Here is a 19291-nt window from a genome sequence, read left to right on the forward strand (position 1 = left end):
GGGAGAAGGGAGACAACGGGACTGCCCGGACGCGCAGCCCGATACGCAAGCCGTGTGCCTCAAGCCGTGCCCTCCACCCCGTCCCGCGCGCGCTGCCGGTAACGCCGGTCGCTGGCAGCGAGCAGACCACCCAGCACCATCAGCGCGGGGCCGATCCACACCAGTCGCATCATGGGCTTGTACTGGATGCGCAGCGACCAGGCGCCGTCGCCCGCAGTGGTGGGCTCGCCGAGCGACACGTAGAGGTCGCGCAGCGGATTGTGCTGCACCGCCGCCTGGGTCATGACATCGCGCTGCACGCGGTAGAGCCGCTTCTCCGGACGCAGGTCGGCGAGGTGCCTGCCATTGCGGCTGACGATCACGTGTCCCTGATCGGCGTCGTAGTTGGGACCGCGCACCGGACGCGTGCCCTCGAAGACGAAGCGGTATCCGGCCACTTCGGCGGCTTCCCCCGGCGCGAGCCGGACATCGCGCTCGACGTCGAAGGTCGACACCACGGTCACGCCGAGCACGAAGATGCCCAGTCCGAGGTGTGCCAGTGTCATGCCCCACAGCGACGACGGGATGCTGCCCACCGTCCGTCCGCCGCGCACGCGCAGCAGCAGGTCGCGCAGCGACGCGACGATGGCCCACGACCCGAGCACGATGCCGATCAGCGCCATGGCGCTGCGCGCCGAATAGAGCCCGAGCCAGAGCGCGATGCCCGCGACCAGCGCGATGGCTGCCGGCAGCGCCATGCTGCGGAGCGCTTCCGCGGGATGTGCGCGCTTCCACCCCACCACCCCGGCAAAGCCGACCAGCAGCACCAGCGGCAGACCGAGCGGCGCGAACAGCGCTTCGAAATAGGGCGGCCCCACCGAGATCTTGCCCATCCCGAAACTGTCCACCACCAGCGGATAGAGCGTGCCGATGAAGACCACGGCCGCGAGCACGGTCAGGAACACGTTGTTGAGCAGCAGCGCGCTTTCCCGCGAGAAGGTGGCCATGCGCGCCTCGGCGCCCAGCATGCGGGCCCGCCATGCGAACAGCGCCAGCGCGCCGCCCGCCACCAGCGACAGGAAGGCGAGCACGAAGACACCGCGCTCGGGGTCGCTCGCGAAGGCGTGGACCGAGATCAGGATGCCGGACCGCACCAGGAAGGTCCCCAGCAGCGACAGCGCGAAGGCGACGATCGCCAGCAGCGCGGTCCACGACTTGAGCACGCCGCGCTTGTCGGTGACGGCCAGCGAATGGACCAGGGCGGTACCGACCAGCCACGGCATGAAGGAAGCGTTCTCGACCGGGTCCCAGAACCACCAGCCGCCCCAGCCGAGCTCGTGGTAGGCCCACCACGAGCCCAGCGCGATGCCGGCGGTGAGAAAGGCCCACGCCGATGTGGTCCACGGCCGCGTCCAGCGTGCCCACTGGCTGTCGAGCCGCCCCTCGATGAGCGCGGCTACCGCGAAGGCAAAGGCCACCGCGAAGCCGACGTAGCCCATGTAGAGCAGCGGCGGGTGGATGATCATGCCCGGGTCCTGCAGCAGCGGATTGAGATCGCTGCCGTTCGCCGGAACCGGGAAGTGGAGATCGAAGGGGTTCGACGTCCAGAGCGTGAAGGCGAAGAAGCCCGATGCCACGAAGCCCAGGGTGCCGAGCACGAGCGCCGTCGTCCGCGGCGGAAGATTGCGGCTCAGCAGGCTCACGGCAACGGTCCAGCCCGACAGCATCAACAGCCACAGCAGCATGCTGCCCTCGTGGCCGCCCCAGACCGCGGTCATCTTGTAGATCACCGGCAGTTCGCGATGACTGTTGCCGGCGACGTAGATCACGCTGAAATCGTCGACCAGGAACAGGCGCGTGAGGCAGATGTAGGCCAGCAGCGCCAGCAGGGACTGCGAGATCACGGCGCCGCGCAGGGCGCTGAAGACCAGCGTCTCGTCGGGGCGCAGCGCCGAGCGCCCGGCGAGCACCACCATGAGCACGCTGACCATGAGCGCTGCCGCCAGCGCCATGTCGCCCGCAGTCGCGATCATTCCGCCATGCCCTGCCGCGGTTGCGTCCCTTCACCCTGCACGCTGCGAGATCCCCGCACGGAATACCCCCGAATCCTGCCCTCGTCATGATACGCGGTGCGGGGCGGCGCCGAGCCCGTTCGTGACACGGCGCACGCGATGGTGGCAACGGTCTGCAGCGCGGAGGCACTGCAGCCGCGTCGGGCCGACGTGGCGATCGCCCGCGGCGGACCGTGACGCCGCTAGCCGGGCAGCCGGAGCGCGAATCCGGGGCGGTAGAGGTGATCGTCCGGAAGGCCGACACGACGGCACGCCTGCACCGCCGGGCTGCCCCGCGCGATCAGGCGGTCGGCCGCCTTCCCCATGGCGGTGGCGATACCGCGCTCGAACCGCCCGATGCGCCATTCCGGGCCGATGCCCAGATCGGAGAACGCCCACTCCGGGAGGAGGTCGACGGCGGCGCGCGTAAGGACGCGCTGCAGCGGGCGCATGGGTCCGGGCAGGATCGGGGTCCGCTGCATCAACTCCAGGAACTCGAAGATGATGCCGGTGGGCTTCAGCGACGGGCGCATGGCAGCGAACTGCTCGCGCATGCCGGCGAGCGACTTGGGGGCGCCGGTCGCGCCGTAGAGCCCGGCCGGAACCGCGCTCTCCGCGTAGAAGGCGTCCCGGTCAGCATCGGACAGGGCGCGCACATGGGCCGCGTAGGCCTCGACGAAACCGTAGCTGGCGGTGGCCTGGACCCAGTCGAGCAGCTCGGTGTCGTTGGCGTTGTAGGCGCGCCCGTCGGCGGCCACACCCTCCACGCGTCCGTGCATGCGCCGCACGCCGGCGATCATGCGCTCGGCCGTGCTGCGCGGCCCGTACACCGTGACCATGGCGGCCAGGCCGGTGCGGCGCAGGCGCTTGAGGGGCTCGGTGCGGAAGGTGGTGTGATCCCAGACGCCCGCGCACACGCGCGGTTCGGCCAGCTCGAGGATCACGGCGGTGATGCCCCCGATGTAGGTGGCGATGGGGTTCTTGAATACCCGCCAGCTCACCGAATCGGGAGCGATCAGCGCCGCCTCGCCCTCCGGCCGGGTGAAATCGACGCGGCGATCGGCCGGCGCCTGCGTCGATGCCGGCGTCCGGTCGTTGGCACTCTCGGCGTGGGCCATGCCCATTCCTCTTTATGACATATGTCAAAACAGAGGATACCACCGCCCCGCCGCGCGGGCGCGGACGCCTCAGTTCGGGTGGTCGCGCAGGAAGTCGAACATGGTTCCGGTGTAGCCCACCGGCCAGCGCAGGTGATTCGCCACCCCCAGCGAGTATCCCGGCAGGTTGCCCAGCGTGGCCGCGAGATCGACGGTGCCCTCGTATGCCGCCGTGGGGTCGGTGCCGCAGATGTCCAGGCAACCCTCGGTCTCGTTCACGGCCGTGTTCAGCAGGATGCTGTCGAAGCCGCCGATGCCCTGCGTGTCCAGAGTCTGCTCCAGCAGGACACCGTTGGGGCAGATGCCGCCGATGTCGCAGTCGTTGTGCACGTGGAGCACCGGCAGATCGGGGTTGAAGACCTGCACCTCGGTGTCGTCGGCGGGAGGACGCCGCACCGGCGTCTGGGTGCAGGGATCGTTGAAGGCCTCGAAGGGGCTCGGTGACGAATAGATCGCGGCGGCCGCGATCTCCGGACGGTTGAGCGCATAGAGCAGCCCCATGGCCGAGCCGTTCGACCAGCCCATCAGATAGATGCGGTCGGTGTCGACCTTGCCGCTGGCCAGTACGGCGTCGAGGTAGTGATCGATGGTTGCGGCGTCCACGTTCTGCGGCATCGACTCGCCGTTGACCGTGCGTGCGCCGCCGTCCGGCGCGAGCTGGCGGTACCAGTTGTCCCAGCCGGGCACGAAGTTGTTGTCGGGGAAGGGGTAGTAGCGGCTGGTCACGCGGCCGTACGGCGCCACCATGATGAAGCCCGGTCGATCCGGGTCGCCGCTGAGGTCCGCGGTCTCGAGCCCTGCGCGCACGTTGGAGGCCGCCAGCGAGATATCGGTACCGACCGCGGACGGATGGATCCACACCACGAGGGGCAGCGGATTGTCCGTGGAGGCGTGATCCGGCTCGTAGAGGCAGGCATCGCGGACCGTGCCTTCGGCATCGGTGTGGCGCGCCATGCGCTCGCCGTTCGGGAGACAGGTCGGGTTGAAGAGACTGTCGTTGAGCGCCAGCAGCTCGCGCGGCGGATTGCCGAAGGCATTGCAGCCCTCGCGCGTGACCGGAATGGTGGCGGTGGCCGGTGCGCTGGCGCCGCCCGAGTCGTCACCGGCGGAGTCGCCGTCGGAGCAGGCGACCAGTGACAGCGCGACGAACATTGCGAGCATGGCACTGCCGCAACGTGGAAACGGGTGCATGGCGGTCTCCTCATGCGTTGTTATGCCCATCAGACTACGCGCCTCGCCGACGCGGCGACAGGCGCGTCGAAACCGCTGCGCCAACGGCCGAAGACACCGCTGCCGCGTCCGCCACGCGCTTCGGCACCGGCCCCGCCCGTATCGAGCGGGGCCGCGGATGCGTGCGGCGGCAGCGCCATGCAGCGCCGCCGTCGCACACCCGGCGGACGTCGTCCCGTGGCTCTACGGCCTCAGGTAGGGCGGCCCCGGAAAGCCGCTCGGCCGTGCGCCGGGCGAGCCGCCCTCATCGCCGACATTGAGTTGCAGCTCGTCCGGCCCCGCGGAGACCCGCACGATGCCGAAGAATTGCAGCCCGACATCCTGCGGGTTATCGGCGGACGTGATCTCCGCATCGAAGGGGTTGATCAGATCCCCGTCCTCGTCCTCGAAGCTGGGGCCGATCTCATAGGAGAGGGTGTCGTTGGTGACGCGAACGATGTCCCCCGAGCAACCGCTTCCGGTGTACTCGGTCTCCTCGAAGAAGAGGACATTGCCATCGAAGGTCGCGCGTTCCAGGAACCGGTCGTCGACGCACAGCTCCCAGGCGCCCTGCAGACGGCTGCGCACCGCAGCCGGGCTGAATTCGTCGACCGGGTCGGGCGGAGCAACCTCTTCCGAACGGACATAGGGGCTGTCCAGATCCAGCGCTGTGGGCCGATTCTCCGGCGAGCTGGCCTCCCCCTCGCCCGCGAAGAACTGGTCGCCCGCCACCCGGATGATGTCGTACTCGACCAGCCCGATGTCGTCCGGATCGGGCGAATCGATGATCTCGACATCAAGCTCGTTGGCCGTCAAGCCGCTGTCGGTGGTCAGCTGCGGGCCGACCGTGAGACGCAGCGTGTCGCTGAAGGTGCCGACCACTTCGCCGGTGCAGTTGGCATTGGCATAGCTGGTTTCCGAGAAATCGGCGACATCGCCATCGATAATCACAAGCTCGCTGCGCCCATCGACGCAGCGGGCCCACCTGCCCTGAAGCCCGTCCAGTGTGGCCGCGGCGCTGCCGTCTTCCGGCGTGCTGGTGAAGCAGAATGCCTCGACGTTGGAGACCCGCGACTCGGAATCGCCGATGGACAGCTCGACGCAGAACTCACCCGATCCCAGGTTCTGCGGAATGTCGAAGGTGACGACCGTGGTCCCGTCCTGCTTGGTCCGCAGCGACTGGGTCTGCGCGGCCTGTGCCTCGAAGTAGCTGTCGGCGCCGGCAACCTTCGCGTACAGGACGGAGAGCAGCGAATCGCCACTGGTGCTGGTGTCGACGCTGATGTCCTTGCTTTCCCCCGGCGTCACCGCCGTGTCCTGCCCATCGGACACGTCGACAACGGGGTTGCCTGCGGCTTGCGGGTCCTGCTGCGGCGGATCTCCGGACACCTGGCTGGCGTCGACATCGCCCAGCTTCACCCGGAGCTCATCGGCGACGCTGTTGCTGTCTGACGGATCGATGACGCCGCCCCCGCTGCCACCGCTTCCCCCGCCGCACGCGCTCAGCAGTCCCAGCGCGACGATACCCGTGAAAACACTCCCCCACCCCGCATTGCCCCGAATCTTCATGGTTTACTCCCCGTAAGTTACGAGGGCCACCATACCCGTCTGAGCCCGGGACGCAAGGCGCATTCGGTGCGTGTAGAGCGAACCGGACATCCGCGCGAGAACCACGTCACGGAACCGCGCCGCAGGCCGAGGACGCGGCACTCCGGACGGAGTGCCGCGCAACCGGTCAGTCCTTCACGAACCAGGGCTCGCCGTCGTCGTTCAGGTACATCGCCTGCTGTTCCTCGAGCGTGAACGGACGCGATCCGATGCGTCCGAACACCGCCATCTGGCCGCCGGTCTCGTCGACCGCGCGGTCGCGGTGCAGGCCCTCGGACAGCGCGCGTGCCGGCTTGTCGGTCTGGTACCAGGCGATGAGCTCGGGCTTCGGTGCCGGCGAGAAGCCGTAGAAGTTGGGCTGGCTCTCCGGACTCATGAGCTGGATCACCTTGATGCCGGCCTCGCCGTCGGCGACGTAGCCGAACAGCGATGCATAGGCACCACCCACCTGCACGTCCCAGGCATCCTTGATGCGGCCGTCACCGGTGAACTTCTCCACCAGTTCCGGCGCTTCCGGATTCTTGATGTCCACGATGCCGAGGCCCTCGCTGCCCGCCGCCACGTAGGCGTAGGTGCGCACCAGGTAGAGATTGCGGGCATCGGCGAAGGGCACCAGCGCATCGGTCAGGCGCGGCTCGTCGGGGTGCGTGACGTCGAGCACGCGCATGCCTTCGTCGGTGGTGGCGAACAGGTAGCGGAACTGCACGGCGGTCGCCCGCAGCCCCTGCATCGGCACCTCGGCCGCCACCTTCGGCTGCATAGGATCGTCCAGGTTCAGCACCACCAGGCCGTCGTCGGTCGCCACGTAGACGTAGTAGCCGGCGATGGTCAGGTGCCGCGCGCCATCGAGCACGCCACCCTCGTTCCAGGTCAGCGCGCGCTCCAGGAAGTTGTTGCGCGGCTCGCCGTCGGCCATGGTGTTGATGTCGACCAGGATCAGGCCCTCTTCCGAGTCGGTGACCAGCGCGTAGTCGTAGATCGGATGGAAGGGCTGCTCCTGGTTCACCGTCTGCATGTACTCGGTGTTGCGCTCCGGTGCGATCGGCTGCGTGGTGGGCAGCGCGACGCAGGTGGCATTGGTCGTGCCGACCTGCGTGTCGTGGCCCAGCGGCGAGAACGGCGCGCTGATCAGGCGCTGCGAAACGCCCTTGTTGCCGATCGACGCGGCGTCGTAGACCTCGAAGCCCTTGCGGCCCTGCGCCACGTAGAGGTACTCGCCGCGCAGCTGCAGGCAGTTGACGGCATCACCGGTGTCGTGGCTGAACGCGATGGGCTCCTCGCGGCCCTCGAGGCGGCGATCGCGCGCGACGTGCGCGTCGTACCAGTCGGGATAGGCGTAGCGGTGCAGGTAGCTGCCGATGATCGCCTGCGGCTCCTCCCACTCGGTGACCTGCACCGAGCCCACGGCGCCGTCCATGCCCACCCAGGTGTTGTACCCGATCAGGTTCATGAAGTTGGTGCCGTGCAGCAGCAGCTGCGCCATCCAGGCGTTGTTGTCGTTGTCCTGCGACAGATGGCAGTCGGTGCAGCCCTTGGTCTCGGTCTTGCGCTCGGTATGCGGATAGTGCGGCGCGAAGGCCTGCGACGAGTAGCCGCTGGCCGAGATCGGCGGCTGCTGGACGTAGATCTTCTCGCGGTTGGCGTTGGTCGAGCTCAGCACCAGCGCGCTGGACGAGCGCACCGGCGCGATGCGGTTGCCCTTGGCGGGCCCGTGGCGGCCGAGCTGGTAGACGTCGTTGCGCGTGATCTGCGGGTTGTAGGTCGCGAAGTTGCGCCGCTCCTCACCCTCGTAGTGCTGGCGCTCGGTCTTCCAGTTGGCCTCGATGGGGAGATGGCAGCCCGCGCAGCTCGTGGTCCACGAGGTGTGGCAGGTGATGCACATCATCTCCTCGGGATTGTGGGCGCGGTCTTCCTGCGCGACATCGGTGCCCCAGTTCTGGGTCTCGGTGTCGGCGCTCATCAGCTTGGCGCGAGCGGCCTTCTCGTTGTACTGGCCGTGGCCCGGCGTGACCGCATCCTTGACCAGGCTCATCTCCCACTCCAGATCCTCCTCGAGGTTGGAGCGCTGGATGAGCTTGCCCTCGCGCCACTCGAAGCGCAGCTCGCCGAAGGGCGTGCGCATTGTCGACAGGTCGGTGCCGCCGGCCGGCGCCGCCGGCCCGGAGGTGAGCAGCGACGGGTAGGAATCGGCGGTGCCGTGGCAGTCGGCGCACTGGATCTCGATGGCCTGCGCGACCTCGCCGTACATGTGCCCGTCGCCGTGGACGTCCTGCGAGAAGTGGCAGTCGACGCAGTGCATGCCGACATCGACATGGATCGACGACATGTGCACGGCCTTCTCGAACTTGTCGGGGTCGTCGTTGGAGACGATGTCGCCCTCCTCGTCCAGCAGGTTGCCTTCGCGGTCGCGCTTGAAGATGGCGCGGAAGTTCCAGCCGTGACCGTGGTAGTCCGCGAACTGGGTGTCCTCGAGCTCGGGATTCATCTCCGAGACCTGCTTGAGGAAATCGACATCGGCCCACTTGCCGCGCACCGCCGCGCCTTCCGGATTGCGCCGGTTGATCTCGCGGATCTCCTCGGGCGTCGGGTGCTGCTGCTCCTCCGGCCACATGAAGGGCGCGTCGGATTCGTAGTCCCACATGGTGTAGCCGAGCATCGAGTTGAGGAAGATGTTCGGCTGGTGCATGTGGCAGCTCATGCACTGGCTGGTCGGGATCGCGCTGGTGAAGGCGTGCTTCAGCGGGTGCCCGGACTCGTCCTTGGGAATGGTCGGGTCGACGGTCTGCGACATGCCGCTGTGCCCGAACTGGGCGTACTGGGCCGAGTGCCTCGGATCGCGGTCGTTGGCGTAGACGACGTGGCAGGCCGCGCAGCCCGAGCTGCGATAGTCGCCGGGCTGGTCCTGCGTGCCCAGGAACCACATCAGCGGATCGTTGAGGCGCGTCTTGTGCAGGTTGAGGACCGGAATGGCGATGCGGTTGCCGGTACCGGGCCCGCGGTTCGACTGGCGGATGTCGGGCCGGCCCGGCTCCTCGAGGATCTGGATGGTGCCCAGGTTGGGCCCGACCGCGTTGACCTGCGCGGTCTCGGGGAACAGGTTGACGATGATGCGGCCGCCGCGCTCGAAGACGCGGAAGACGTCGGCGGGCGGCACGGTCTCGTAGGCCGGCATCGGGTACAGGGTTTCGACGATGCCCTTCTCGACCATGTTCTCGTCGGGCGTCATCGGCCCCTTGATGATGGCGGCCTCGCCCTCGCGGGTGTAGGCCTCGCCGAGCACGGCGCGCTTGTACGGCAGGATGCCATTGTTGTAGGCGGCGCCCTGCCAGAACATCGCGGTGGTCGCCATCAGGCTGCGCTCGGCGGCCTCGATCACCGGCATGTGGCAGGCGCCGCAGGCCTCGCGCGCCACCCGGTAGTCGGACGGATTGATGAAGCGGATGTACTCCGGGCTCTCCTTGTTGAGCAGCGTGTAGCTGTGCTCGGGCGTCTCGGAGTCCGGCCAGTGCCAGGTCTTCGGATAGCGCGGCAGCACGTGCGCGTCCTCGAGCGCGGCCAGATAGCTCTTGTCCAGGATGCTGTTGGCACCGCCCGGCTTGCGCACGGTGGCGTCACCGCCGTGGCAGTCGGTGCACCCGATGGTCACGGCCGGATTCTCGTGCATCGTCATCTGGTCGGTATCGGTGTGGCACGTCATGCAACCGAGCGACTTGTCGACCGCCTCCTGCTGCGACTGCTGGCGGGGCGCGGGCGGCGCCGGATCGTAGTCGCGGTCGACGGGCTTCTCGCCGCCGGCGGCGGTCGCGACACCGGCGGGCGCGAGCGCTCCGCATCCCAGGATCAGTGCGGCGAGCGCGAGGTGACGAAGCTTCGAGGCAGTCATGTCAAATCATCCGATCGGACCGGGGCATTGCGCAGCACCGGCATCACCACAGCAGGGTGAGGTTGAACAGCATCGAATAGGCGACCTCGTCGCCGTACAGCTCCTCGTAGCCCTTCCCGGGCACGAGCGCTGCAGCCGAAGCACGGAAAACGATGTTCTGCGTGAAGAACGGGCGCCAGATCGCCGAGACCGAGGCATCGGTCCCGATCATCGCGTCGATGCCCGACTGCTGACGCGCGGCCTCCAGCACCGCCGTGTCCGCGAAGGCCAGCTGGTTGATGTTGGTCGATATGCGCCACTGCGGCGAGATGTCGAGATCGGCGCCGAGGCCGAGCAGGATCAGGCCCGGATTGGTGAAGTTCGACTGGCCCTGCGCCTTGGAGCTGCGCAGCGAGTTGAGGATGCCGTTGCGGCCGGACAGGGTCACCACGCCGCCGCCGATGAGCGGGACATTCTGGCGCACCCAGAAACTGGTGTCGGCGCCGGCGAAGAGCGGGTTCTCGAAGATGGCGTCGAAGCCGGTCTCGGCGTCGTCGTAGGGATCGTCGTCGCCGGACGCGTAGAGCGCCGACAGGCGGACCCGGCGCCAGTCGAAGTCGATCGAGAACTCGTAGGCGGCGAAGAAGGCGCTGATGTCGGTGCCGCGATCGACGAAGACGCCGCGGTCGGCGCTGCCGACGGCCAGATAGTTGGTCGCCGACACGTTCAGCCGCCCGAAGTGCCCCTCGCCGTTCAGGCCGAGGTAGACGACGTCGTAGCTCCGCGCCTTCTCGAGGCCGATCGACGCCGGTCGCTCGATGAAGTCGTTGTTGTTGAAGTAGGGCGCATCCTCGCCCTCGGTGTTGCGGTTGTAGAGGAGCACCGCCTCGGAGGTGAAGCCGCGCCGCGGGAAGTCCTGCCAGTACAGGTTGGCGACGAAGATGTCGTCCCGGCGCAGCGACTGCCCGATGTCGTTCAGCTCGCTGTTGGTGTCCTTCTCCAGACGCCGGAACCAGGCGAGGTTGTACAGGAAGATGTTGTTGTTGCGGTTGCCGAACAGGCGGACGCCGAGCTGCTGGTCACGGAACAGGAAGCCGCGGAAATCCACGTTGAAGGGCTGGATGCCGACGCGGACGCTCTCGAAGTCGTACTGCGGCGAAACGTCCCGGATGTGGTAGTCGACGAACAGTTCCTGGATCGCGAAGAAGTCGTCGTTGCGCGTACGGCCCTCGGCCGGGTTGATGCGCACCGCGCGGTTCTGCTCCACCTCGGCCCGGTTGAAGTTGTAGACGGGCGTGAAGCGGAACTCCCAGTCCGGCGGCATGAAGGTGGTGTCGCCGCGGTACAGCACGAACGATGCCGCCAGCGTCTGCGCGAACAGCGTCTGGTCGGGATCGCCGATCAGATCCGCATTGCCCGGATCATCCTCGCCCTGCGGCGCCACCGGCGTCGGCAGCGAGCGCGGCTCGTAGACGGTGTCCGACACCAGCAGCGTGTTGAAGAACCAGTCGCCGAACACCGGGCGGTCGGCCTTGAGCGTGTTCTGGTTGTAGGGGTCCCACCACGGGTAGTCGGTGATGCCCAGGCGCTGGGTCAGGAACCAGCGATCATTGCGCACGGTTTCCTTGCCGTACTCGGCATCGCGACCGGGCTTGGGCACCGGCTTGAGCGCGGTGGCGCGGTTGAAGTCGTAGGGCTGCCGGTCGCGGACCGGCGACTGCGGATCGGTGCGCTCGCCGCCGCGGGTCGGCGTGTTGGCCTCCGACTGCCCGGGCCGCCGGCGCTCGACGGCCGGCGTGGCGCGCGGCGTCCCGGGCTCGAGCACCGGGGTGGCATCCTCGCCCGACGGGCGTCGCCGTTCCACGGCCGGCGTGGTCTGCGGCTGCTGCTCGGGCTCGCTGCCCGGACGACGCCGGTCGACCGCGGGCTGCAGCGCCTCGTCGCGCGCCGGCTCGGCCGCGGGCTGCTGCTGGCGCTGCGTGGATCGCTCGGACGGTGTCGCCGGTGCCTCGACGGCGGAATCGCGGTCGGCGCGCTCGCCCGGCCGGCGGCGCTCGTCCTGCGCCTGCACCAGGGCGGGCACGACGGCCAGCGCCAGAGTGGCGGCGATCAGTCCGCTGCGAAGCGCGCGACGCGGGAGCATGGCTGAGCGCCTAGAGGCCATCACAGACATTCTGTTCTCCCGGGTCGTCGAGGAATGGGGACTGCGGACAGATCACCCAGCGGAGATTCAGATCGCGCGTGCCGTCGGGCAGGTCCGGGCGCTGCGCACGGAGCTGGTCCGCCCGGATGGCGGGGGGCGCATTGCTGATCGTGCCGAGCTCCTTGCCGATCTCGTCGATGGCGACGAAGGGCAGGAAGTCGTCCTGCTCGAGGCCGTCGCCGGACAGGCCGATGGCACCGATGAGCTGGCCGTTGCGGTAGATCGGGAAGCCGCCCGCGAACAGGGTCAGGCCGTTGCGCAGCTCGTCGAAGGCGTCGGTCTGGGCCAGCACGCCGTCGGGGATCGAGGTGTAGCCGGTGCAGTTCTGCGCGACGTCGGTATCGAACAGCGGCTGGGTCGGATCGCCGGGGTTCGGTACCTGAAGGACGTAGGCGAGGTGCCGCACCACCGCGTTGTAGACCAGATCGAGCTCGAGGCCGGTGGAGAAGATGCTCCACTCGCCCGGCGGCTTGCTGAACGGGCCGTGCGGCTCGGGATCGAGGCCGCCCGGGCCGTTCTGGCCGTCGGGGTAGAACGGACGCGCGATCAGTCCGAGCGCGCGCGTCGAATAGGCGATGTCGCCGTCGGCGAGCCCCTGGGGCAGATCGAAGAACGCGCGGTAGTCCTGGACATAGGGCGGAATCGGCGATTCCCGCTGGTTGTCCCCGAGCGCCCGGGTCAGCACAGTGTCGAGATCACCGCCGCCGAGATAGCCGGCCGGCGGCAGCGCGTTCAGGCGGTCGGCCGCGACGTCCGCTGACAGGAGCAGCGCCGAGCGCGCCTTCTGCGTGGTGACGTCGACGGCGTCGATCAACGCGTCGCGGGTTCGCGCCACACCCAGGACGTCGCCGTTGACGTCCACGATGGTGACGTGGATGCCGGCACTGGAGCCCAGCGGCTTGCGCACCTGACTGCGCGAGCGGTTGGCCAGCTCGATGGACTTCTCGAGCAGGCGCTTGACCTCGTTGGCCGCGAGGCCGCCGACACCGGCAGTCGGCGGGAAGCGGTTGTCGTTGTTCTCGTCGACCAGCACGAAGGCGTCGAGCGACGGGTCGAGCTCGCCGGGCTGGGCCGGACGCACGCCCGACTCCGGCTGGCCGAAGGCGGTACCGGCGCGCAGCGGCGGCGGCGGGTCGGCCGGGTCATCGACGGTGTAGCCGAGCACGGCCTGCAGGCCCGGCGGCAGCGAGCCGAACGACGGCGCCTGCGTCGGATCGCTCTGCAGGTCGCCGAAGTCGACATCGGCGAAGCGCAGCGTCTTGCCCTCCACCGTGATGACATCGGCGCGGCGATTGCGTGGCGCGCCGTAGCCGAAGGTGGCGGCGGTGGCGATGAGCTCGTCGAGATCGGCGTCATCGTCGGTGATGGTCTTGTCCAGCGAATAGACGCCGTCCGCGATCGCGGCCACGGCCCCGACCAGCGTGCCGTTCTTGTAGAGCGGCAGACCGCCCGGATCGGCGGCGAAGCCGATGGGCGCCCGGTGCGGGCCCGGGTCCGGCCCCACGCCGTTGAAGCGTCGGGAGATGTCCGAGCACGGCAGCTGGCTGATCTGCACACCGAACAGCGGACCGCCCGGCGTGTTGAACTCGCCGGGATTGAAGTTCTCCTGGATGATCTGGTTCGCGGTGCGCGTCGTGAAGGCATTGCCCTCCGACGAGAAGTAGGCCGCGGTCAGCGCCTTGGAGATGACGCCCAGCTCGGGCGTGACGATCTCGACACCGTCGAGGCCGGCATCGATCGCGTTGCCGGTGCTGCGCTCCGGCCCGGACGTGATGCGGATGGTGTCGGGAGCACCGGCCATGCGGTAGATGGCGAGCACGTTGCCGACGCGGTCGACGACGCCGATCACGGCGGCCTCGCCGCGCGCGTCCGCTTCCTGCACGCCCTGCGCGATGATGGTCCCGACATCGTCGGTCGTGAGCCGCGTGGGCACATCCTGGCAGGAGCCATCGCACGGCACCGGGCCGACGCCGATACCGCGCGTCGCGTCGTTGCGGTCCCCCGAGCAGGCGACCATCGCGGCCGATACGACCAGCGCGACGGCGACGCCCCTAACGCCCCTCTTCTGACGGAGTTGCATCTCCGATTCCCCCTGTGACCCGACCCATGATCGATTCTGTCGCCACGTGGAAGCCGTGGCAGTCGATGCAGGTCGAGCGAACGCCCTGCTTCGATGCTACTCCCCCGTGGCAGGTGCGACAAGTTTCAATTCCCGGTAACAGAAGCTCATCGGCATCGGCCGATGACTCGGCCGCATGACAGTCGCCGCAGTCCACCCAGCCGTGATCCGCATGGGTGAATCGTGCGTGCACGAACCAGCTCTGCCGCAGCGACACCGCCTGGATCTCGGCCTCGTCGTCGGCACCGGGCGCGACCAGATGGCACTTCGCGCACACCCGTGTCGAGAACACCTCGTCGATGAGCTCCGCCGCCGTGGGTGGTCCGCCGCGCTCCGCATCGGGCCCGGCGCGGCGCCGTCCCGAGCGCCCGATGTCGGGCGCGAACGTGCCGGCGGGAATGGCCTCGACCGCGGCAGCCACCTGCTTCCGCGCCACCTCCGGCTCGGCGTGCGGCAGTCGCAGCACCTCGTCGCCCACGCTGACGTCGAGCTGATGACAGCTCTGGCAATCGCGCTCGAAGTTCACCGCCTTGAACCCGACTTCGCCGGCGTCGGCGCGATGGCAGTCCCGGCACGCCATCACCTCGACGCCGTCCGGCCCCAGCACGCCGTCCTCGACGAGGTGCAGGTCGTGCGGAAAGACGAAACCGGTCTCGTCGCGCGTGTCCGGGCCGATGACGGTCCGCACGGTCGATGCGCCGGCATCGTCGCGGCGGGTCACGGTGGCGCGGAATTCCGGGTGTGCCGCCGCGAAGTCGCGCACCGGGTTCATGTCCGAACGCGACGCGAACTGTCCCGGCTCGGCATGGCAGTCGACGCAGATTCCGGGATGATCGGGCAGCGCCGCATGCGGATTGCCATGCTCGCGGTGACAGCTCGCGCAGCGCTGCTCGTCGAGCGACGCCAGCCCGGCCGTGACCGGATGCTCGGAATGATGGGCGATGCCCGCATGGCAGGTCAGGCAGGATTCGTCGCGCACCCGCGTGAACAGGCGTTCGTGGCACGCGCCGCAGTCGTCGGCGAAGTGCTGGTGGGCGTTGCTGATGCGCCCGGAGCTCCACCAGACATCGGTCGGCAGCACGGTCGCCACCGCCGGCGGCACCGGCACCACCCGCAGCAGCAGCGGCACGAGCAGGGTCAGCAGCAGCACCGCCATGGCGGCGATGGCGGCCGGCCGGCGCATGCGCATGCCGGCGCCGCGCAGATCCAGCTTGCGCTCCGAAGCCGTGACGGGGGCGTCGGCCTCGCCGATCTTGATGCGCAGCAGGAGCCCGCTCGATTCGCCGTCCGTGGTCACGTGCCCGCGATGCGGACCGATGCGGAAGCGATCGCCGGCGTAGAGATCGCATTCCTCCTTGATGATCCTGCCGTTGACCTCGACGCCGAGCGGCGACTTGGCGCGCAGCTTCAGCGCCAGGTCCGACTGCAGGGCGATCTCGGCGTGCCGGCGGGCGATCGCGATGCCGGGCAGCATGACGGTGGCCTGATCGCTGCGCCCGAGCGAGATGGTCTGGTCGACCTCCAGGTGCCGGGTGTCGCCGCCGCGGATGATCTCGATGCGCAGGCTCATGCCGTCACCAGTAGAGGAACACGGAGACGACGTGCACGAGCAGCGAGGCGATCAGCGCGATGGTGATCGGCACGTGCAGGTACAGCCAGACGTTCAGCCGCGCACGCAGGGTCACGTCGCGGTTGATGCGCTCGACCAGCGCCTTGCGCTCGGAAGTCACCTGCAGCAGCTTCTGCAGCTTCTCGCCCTTGGGCTCGCGCCCGGAGTCGAAGAGCTGGTCCGCGAAGAAGGCGATGGTGGCCTGGCGGCCACCCGCGCCCTGCTGGGCGTCGGCCTGCGCTTCGGTCCCCTTGAGCTTGAGGAACTGCTCCAGGGTGCCACTGTCGGCGCGCATGTAGCGTCCGCTGAGCTGCTCCCGCATGCTGCCGCCGAGCTTGGCATTGGCCACCGAGCGTGCCACCACCGCGTGGGTCTCCGGGTCGATCTGATCGGCGAGCTTCAGGGCCTGCTCGCCCAGACGATCGACATTGGCCACCATCTCGCGGAACTCGAGCCCCTCGCGCGCGCTGGTGATGCGGGCAGGCAGGATGGCGTACGCCACGATGCCGTAGATGCCGCTGACGATGACCAGCACCATCAGGGCATAGGCCAGCGTATGGACGTTGAACCCGAACTGGAATCCGGTGTGCAGCGTGCCGACGACGAGCAGCGAAAGCCCGAGATAGACGTGCGCGCTCACCCATCCCTGGAGGCGGCCCATGCCCTTGCGGAAGTTGCGCTTGCGCACGCCCAGCCAGGCCAGCCAGACGATGAGCAGCGCACCGATGGTGCCGAGCGTATAGCCCAGCCAGGTATTGCCGCTGGGCGGATGATGCGGGTCGTGCCAGGCATAGAGCGCGATGCTCAGCGCGCACAGCGCCACCGCCACCTTGAGATAGCGGAAGCCCTCGTAGACGAAGATCGAGCGATGCTCGGCGCCGCGCCTGGCGTCGCGCTCGACGCGCGGACGCCAGCGCGCCAGCAGACGCCTAGCGGCCTCCACGCGACAGCACCTTGAAGAAGGATTCGGGGCCGACGCGGATAGCGGCGCCGGTGGGACACGCCTGCACGCAGGCGGGCCCCTCGTCGCGGTCGCCGCACATGTCGCACTTGACCGCCTTCTTGATGGCGCTGCCGCCCCCCTTGGCCTTGATCTCGCTGCCCGGCTCGGGGCCGAGCCCCATCAGCAGCCACTTGAGCAGGCTCGGCTTCTCGTCGCTGGCCACGCCCATCTGGATGACGCCGTAGGGGCAGTTGCGCTCGCAGTTGCCGCACCCGATGCAGGTGTCCTCGATGTAGACCTCGCCGTTGGGCGAGCGGTGGATCGCATCCGGCGGGCAGTCCTTCATGCAGTGCGGATGCTCGCAGTGGCGGCACGACGTCGGCACGTGCAGATTGTTGAAGGTCGCACCGGCCTCGCGGTTGAGCCGCGAGACATTGCCGTGGGTCGCCGCGCACGCCTTCTCGCAGTAGTCGCAGCGCACGCACAGCGTCTCGTCGATGAGCAGGGCGTCGGTGGCCTCGCCCATGCCCTCCTGCAGCAGGAAGTGCATGAGTGCCCCGCGCTCGGGAGTGCGCTCCAGCTCCAGGCGCTGCTGGATCTGCTCGTTGAAGCGCGCGCGCACGCTCTTCTTGATGTCGGGATAGCGGTCGAGCAGCTCCAGGAAGGGCTGCGCCGGCACGCTGATGGTCTGCGTCTTGATGGCGGCGCGCGCAGTCTGCTGGCGCGGCGTGCCGGCGATGACGTCGAGCTCGCCGAAGTAGTTGCCGCCGGGCACGTAGTTGAGGATCACGTCCTCCTCCGCGCCCGGCACCGACAGCGTCACCGAGCCGGAACGGATCAGATGGATGTGCTCGGCCTCGGTGCCGATCTCGTAGATCGCCTCGCCGGCGCGGAAATCGCGCAGCTCGGCCTCGGCCACCACGTTGGCGAGCTCGCCCTCGTCGACACCCGGTGCCAGATAGCGCTCCAGCGCCCGCATGGTGAAGGTGCGGTCGACGTAGCGCTGCACCTTCTCGTTGCTGGCAATGAGCTTGAGCATGGCGCGGCGCGGCACCTCGACCACCACCAGATCCTTGCCGGCACGGACGGTGGCGCTGCGCGGGCGGCCGGATATCAGCGCCATTTCGCCGAATATGCGGCCGGTCTTGATCTTCGCGCGCTTGCTGAACTCGCCGGTGCCGAACTCGACCCAGGCCTCGCCGGACACGATGACGAAGACCGACGCGCCGTAGTCGCCCTGCTCGTAGACCGTGGCGCCCTCGTCGATATCCCGGATGGTGCTTTCCAGCAGGAACTCGCGCAGCTGCAACCGGTTCTGCGCCGAGAACACCGGCGAGCGCGCCGACAGCACGTCGAGCACGACATCGACGTCCTCGACCCACGGAAAGACCTTGAAGCGCTCCTTGAGGATGGGCTCGTCGGCGGGCCGCACCGGCCGGCCGGCGACGGTCTCGACGACCTCGTAGCCCTGGTTCATCGCCTGCTTGATCAGCGGATAGCCTGCCAGGGCGCCGACGATGTACATGCCCGGCACGTTCGACTCGTAGGTCGGCGACACCGCCGGGATGGCGGACGGGTCGGCGTTGGGGAACTCGACCCCGCAGGCCTCCACGAAGCCGCGCGGCGGGATGGCGCCGAGACGCGCGATGATGCGATCGCAGAGGACCACGACCTGGTCCTCCTTCGAATTCAGCGTCAGCCGCATCGACCGGCCGCTGGGATCGTCGGCCGGCAGCTCCTCGATGGAGTCGACCGTGGTGTTGTAGTGGCAGGTCAGCGCGCCATCGTCTATGGCCTGCAGGATCAGGCTGTTGTTGCCGTCCTTGGCGCGCGAGAACTCGTCCTTGCGGTTGACGATGTGGACGTCGTTCTGCTTCGAGAGCGCGACCGCATTCTCGATGGCGGCATCGCCGGCGCCGACGACGACGATGACCTCGTCGCGATACTCGTCGGGATCGTCGAGGGTGTACTGGATGCCGGGCAGATCGTCGCCGGGCGCGCCCAGCTTGCGCGGGTTGCCCTGCACGCCGATGCCCAGCACGACCGCTTCGGCGGTGAAGGAGGCACCGTTGCCGCAGGTGATGCTGAAGCCGCTGTCATCGCGGCTGATGCCGGTGACCTCGTGCTGGTACAGCACGTTCACGCCCTGCTTCGCCACGTCCTCGTCCCAGGCCGTGAGGATGGCCTCGCGCGTGCCGGCCTCGAAGCGCGCCGCGGCACGCAGCGGCAGCAGCCCCGGCTCGGCCATGACGTGCTTGCCCTTCTGGTACCGGAAGATGGTGTTCGACAGGTGCGGCTTCGCCTCGAGCAGCACGTGCGAATCCCCCATCTCCGCTGCACGGCATGCAGCGGAAAGCCCCCCCGGGCCGGATCCTACGACGGCGATTCGATAATGCGTGCCCGGATCGGACATTGTTGCGGCCCCACGCCCCAAGCTCGGCGGAGTGTAGTGGAGTACCCGACCAATGCAAACGCGACGCCGCGGCCCGAACGTGACCCACTGCACGCTCGAAGCCGCACGGCACGCGCCGGCGTTTGCGCGAAGCGTCAT

At 68.6% G+C, this 19291-nt stretch carries 10 protein-coding genes; all 10 read right to left on the reverse strand.

Annotation, left to right across the window (positions count from 1 at the left end):
* Positions 1–59 precede the first annotated feature (59 nt).
* Positions 60–2012: a heme lyase CcmF/NrfE family subunit gene (locus tag KAH28_RS02920; RefSeq protein ID WP_290574310.1), complete on the reverse strand. Its 1953-nt coding sequence runs from the start codon at positions 2010–2012 to the stop codon at positions 60–62.
* Between the two features lie 221 nt (positions 2013–2233).
* Complete coding sequence (locus KAH28_RS02925; protein WP_290574311.1) at positions 2234–3148, reverse strand: oxygenase MpaB family protein; 915 nt, start codon at positions 3146–3148, stop codon at positions 2234–2236.
* A gap of 69 nt (positions 3149–3217) precedes the next feature.
* Complete coding sequence (locus KAH28_RS02930; RefSeq protein WP_290574312.1) at positions 3218–4378, reverse strand: hypothetical protein; 1161 nt, start codon at positions 4376–4378, stop codon at positions 3218–3220.
* Positions 4379–4600: 222 nt separating this feature from the next.
* A complete protein-coding gene (locus KAH28_RS02935; protein WP_290574313.1) occupies positions 4601–5965 on the reverse strand; it encodes a hypothetical protein in 1365 nt (454 codons plus the stop codon).
* Between the two features lie 166 nt (positions 5966–6131).
* Positions 6132–9887, reverse strand: a complete 3756-nt coding sequence (locus KAH28_RS02940) for a hypothetical protein (RefSeq protein WP_290574314.1) — start codon at positions 9885–9887, stop codon at positions 6132–6134.
* A gap of 43 nt (positions 9888–9930) precedes the next feature.
* On the reverse strand, positions 9931–12009 hold the full coding sequence (locus KAH28_RS02945; RefSeq protein WP_290574315.1) for a hypothetical protein: 2079 nt from the start codon (positions 12007–12009) through the stop codon (positions 9931–9933).
* 10 nt (positions 12010–12019) lie between these two features.
* Positions 12020–14149 (reverse strand): heme-binding protein, encoded by a 2130-nt coding sequence (locus KAH28_RS02950; protein WP_290574316.1) that lies wholly within the window; start codon positions 14147–14149, stop codon positions 12020–12022.
* Positions 14121–15758, reverse strand: a complete 1638-nt coding sequence (locus KAH28_RS02955; RefSeq protein ID WP_290574317.1) for an FHA domain-containing protein — start codon at positions 15756–15758, stop codon at positions 14121–14123. The genes KAH28_RS02950 and KAH28_RS02955 overlap by 29 nt, the downstream gene beginning before the upstream one ends.
* A 4-nt stretch (positions 15759–15762) precedes the next feature.
* Positions 15763–16740, reverse strand: coding sequence for a hypothetical protein (locus KAH28_RS02960; RefSeq protein ID WP_290574318.1), 978 nt, complete (start codon positions 16738–16740; stop codon positions 15763–15765).
* Positions 16727–19153 carry a cyclic nucleotide-binding domain-containing protein gene (locus KAH28_RS02965; RefSeq protein ID WP_290574319.1) on the reverse strand — a complete coding sequence of 809 codons (2427 nt, stop codon included), beginning with the start codon at positions 19151–19153 and terminating at the stop codon, positions 16727–16729. Before KAH28_RS02965 ends, KAH28_RS02960 begins: the two co-directional genes overlap by 14 nt.
* Between the last annotated feature and the right edge of the window lie 138 nt (positions 19154–19291).

This window comes from Algiphilus sp. (assembly GCF_023145115.1).
Classification (GTDB): Bacteria; Pseudomonadota; Gammaproteobacteria; order Nevskiales; family Nevskiaceae; genus Algiphilus.

Bases quoted from the DNA above. Each gene is read 5' to 3' on its own strand.
- KAH28_RS02920 (WP_290574310.1), bottom strand. From the start codon at position 2,012: ATGATCGCGACTGCGGGCGACATGGCGCTGGCGGCAGCGCTCATGGTC.
- KAH28_RS02925 (WP_290574311.1), bottom strand. From the start codon at position 3,148: ATGGCCCACGCCGAGAGTGCCAACGACCGGACGCCGGCATCGACGCAG.
- KAH28_RS02930 (WP_290574312.1), bottom strand. From the start codon at position 4,378: ATGCACCCGTTTCCACGTTGCGGCAGTGCCATGCTCGCAATGTTCGTC.
- KAH28_RS02935 (WP_290574313.1), bottom strand. From the start codon at position 5,965: ATGAAGATTCGGGGCAATGCGGGGTGGGGGAGTGTTTTCACGGGTATC.
- KAH28_RS02940 (WP_290574314.1), bottom strand. From the start codon at position 9,887: ATGACTGCCTCGAAGCTTCGTCACCTCGCGCTCGCCGCACTGATCCTG.
- KAH28_RS02945 (WP_290574315.1), bottom strand. From the start codon at position 12,009: ATGCTCCCGCGTCGCGCGCTTCGCAGCGGACTGATCGCCGCCACTCTG.
- KAH28_RS02950 (WP_290574316.1), bottom strand. From the start codon at position 14,149: ATGCAACTCCGTCAGAAGAGGGGCGTTAGGGGCGTCGCCGTCGCGCTG.
- KAH28_RS02955 (WP_290574317.1), bottom strand. From the start codon at position 15,758: ATGAGCCTGCGCATCGAGATCATCCGCGGCGGCGACACCCGGCACCTG.
- KAH28_RS02965 (WP_290574319.1), bottom strand. From the start codon at position 19,153: ATGTCCGATCCGGGCACGCATTATCGAATCGCCGTCGTAGGATCCGGC.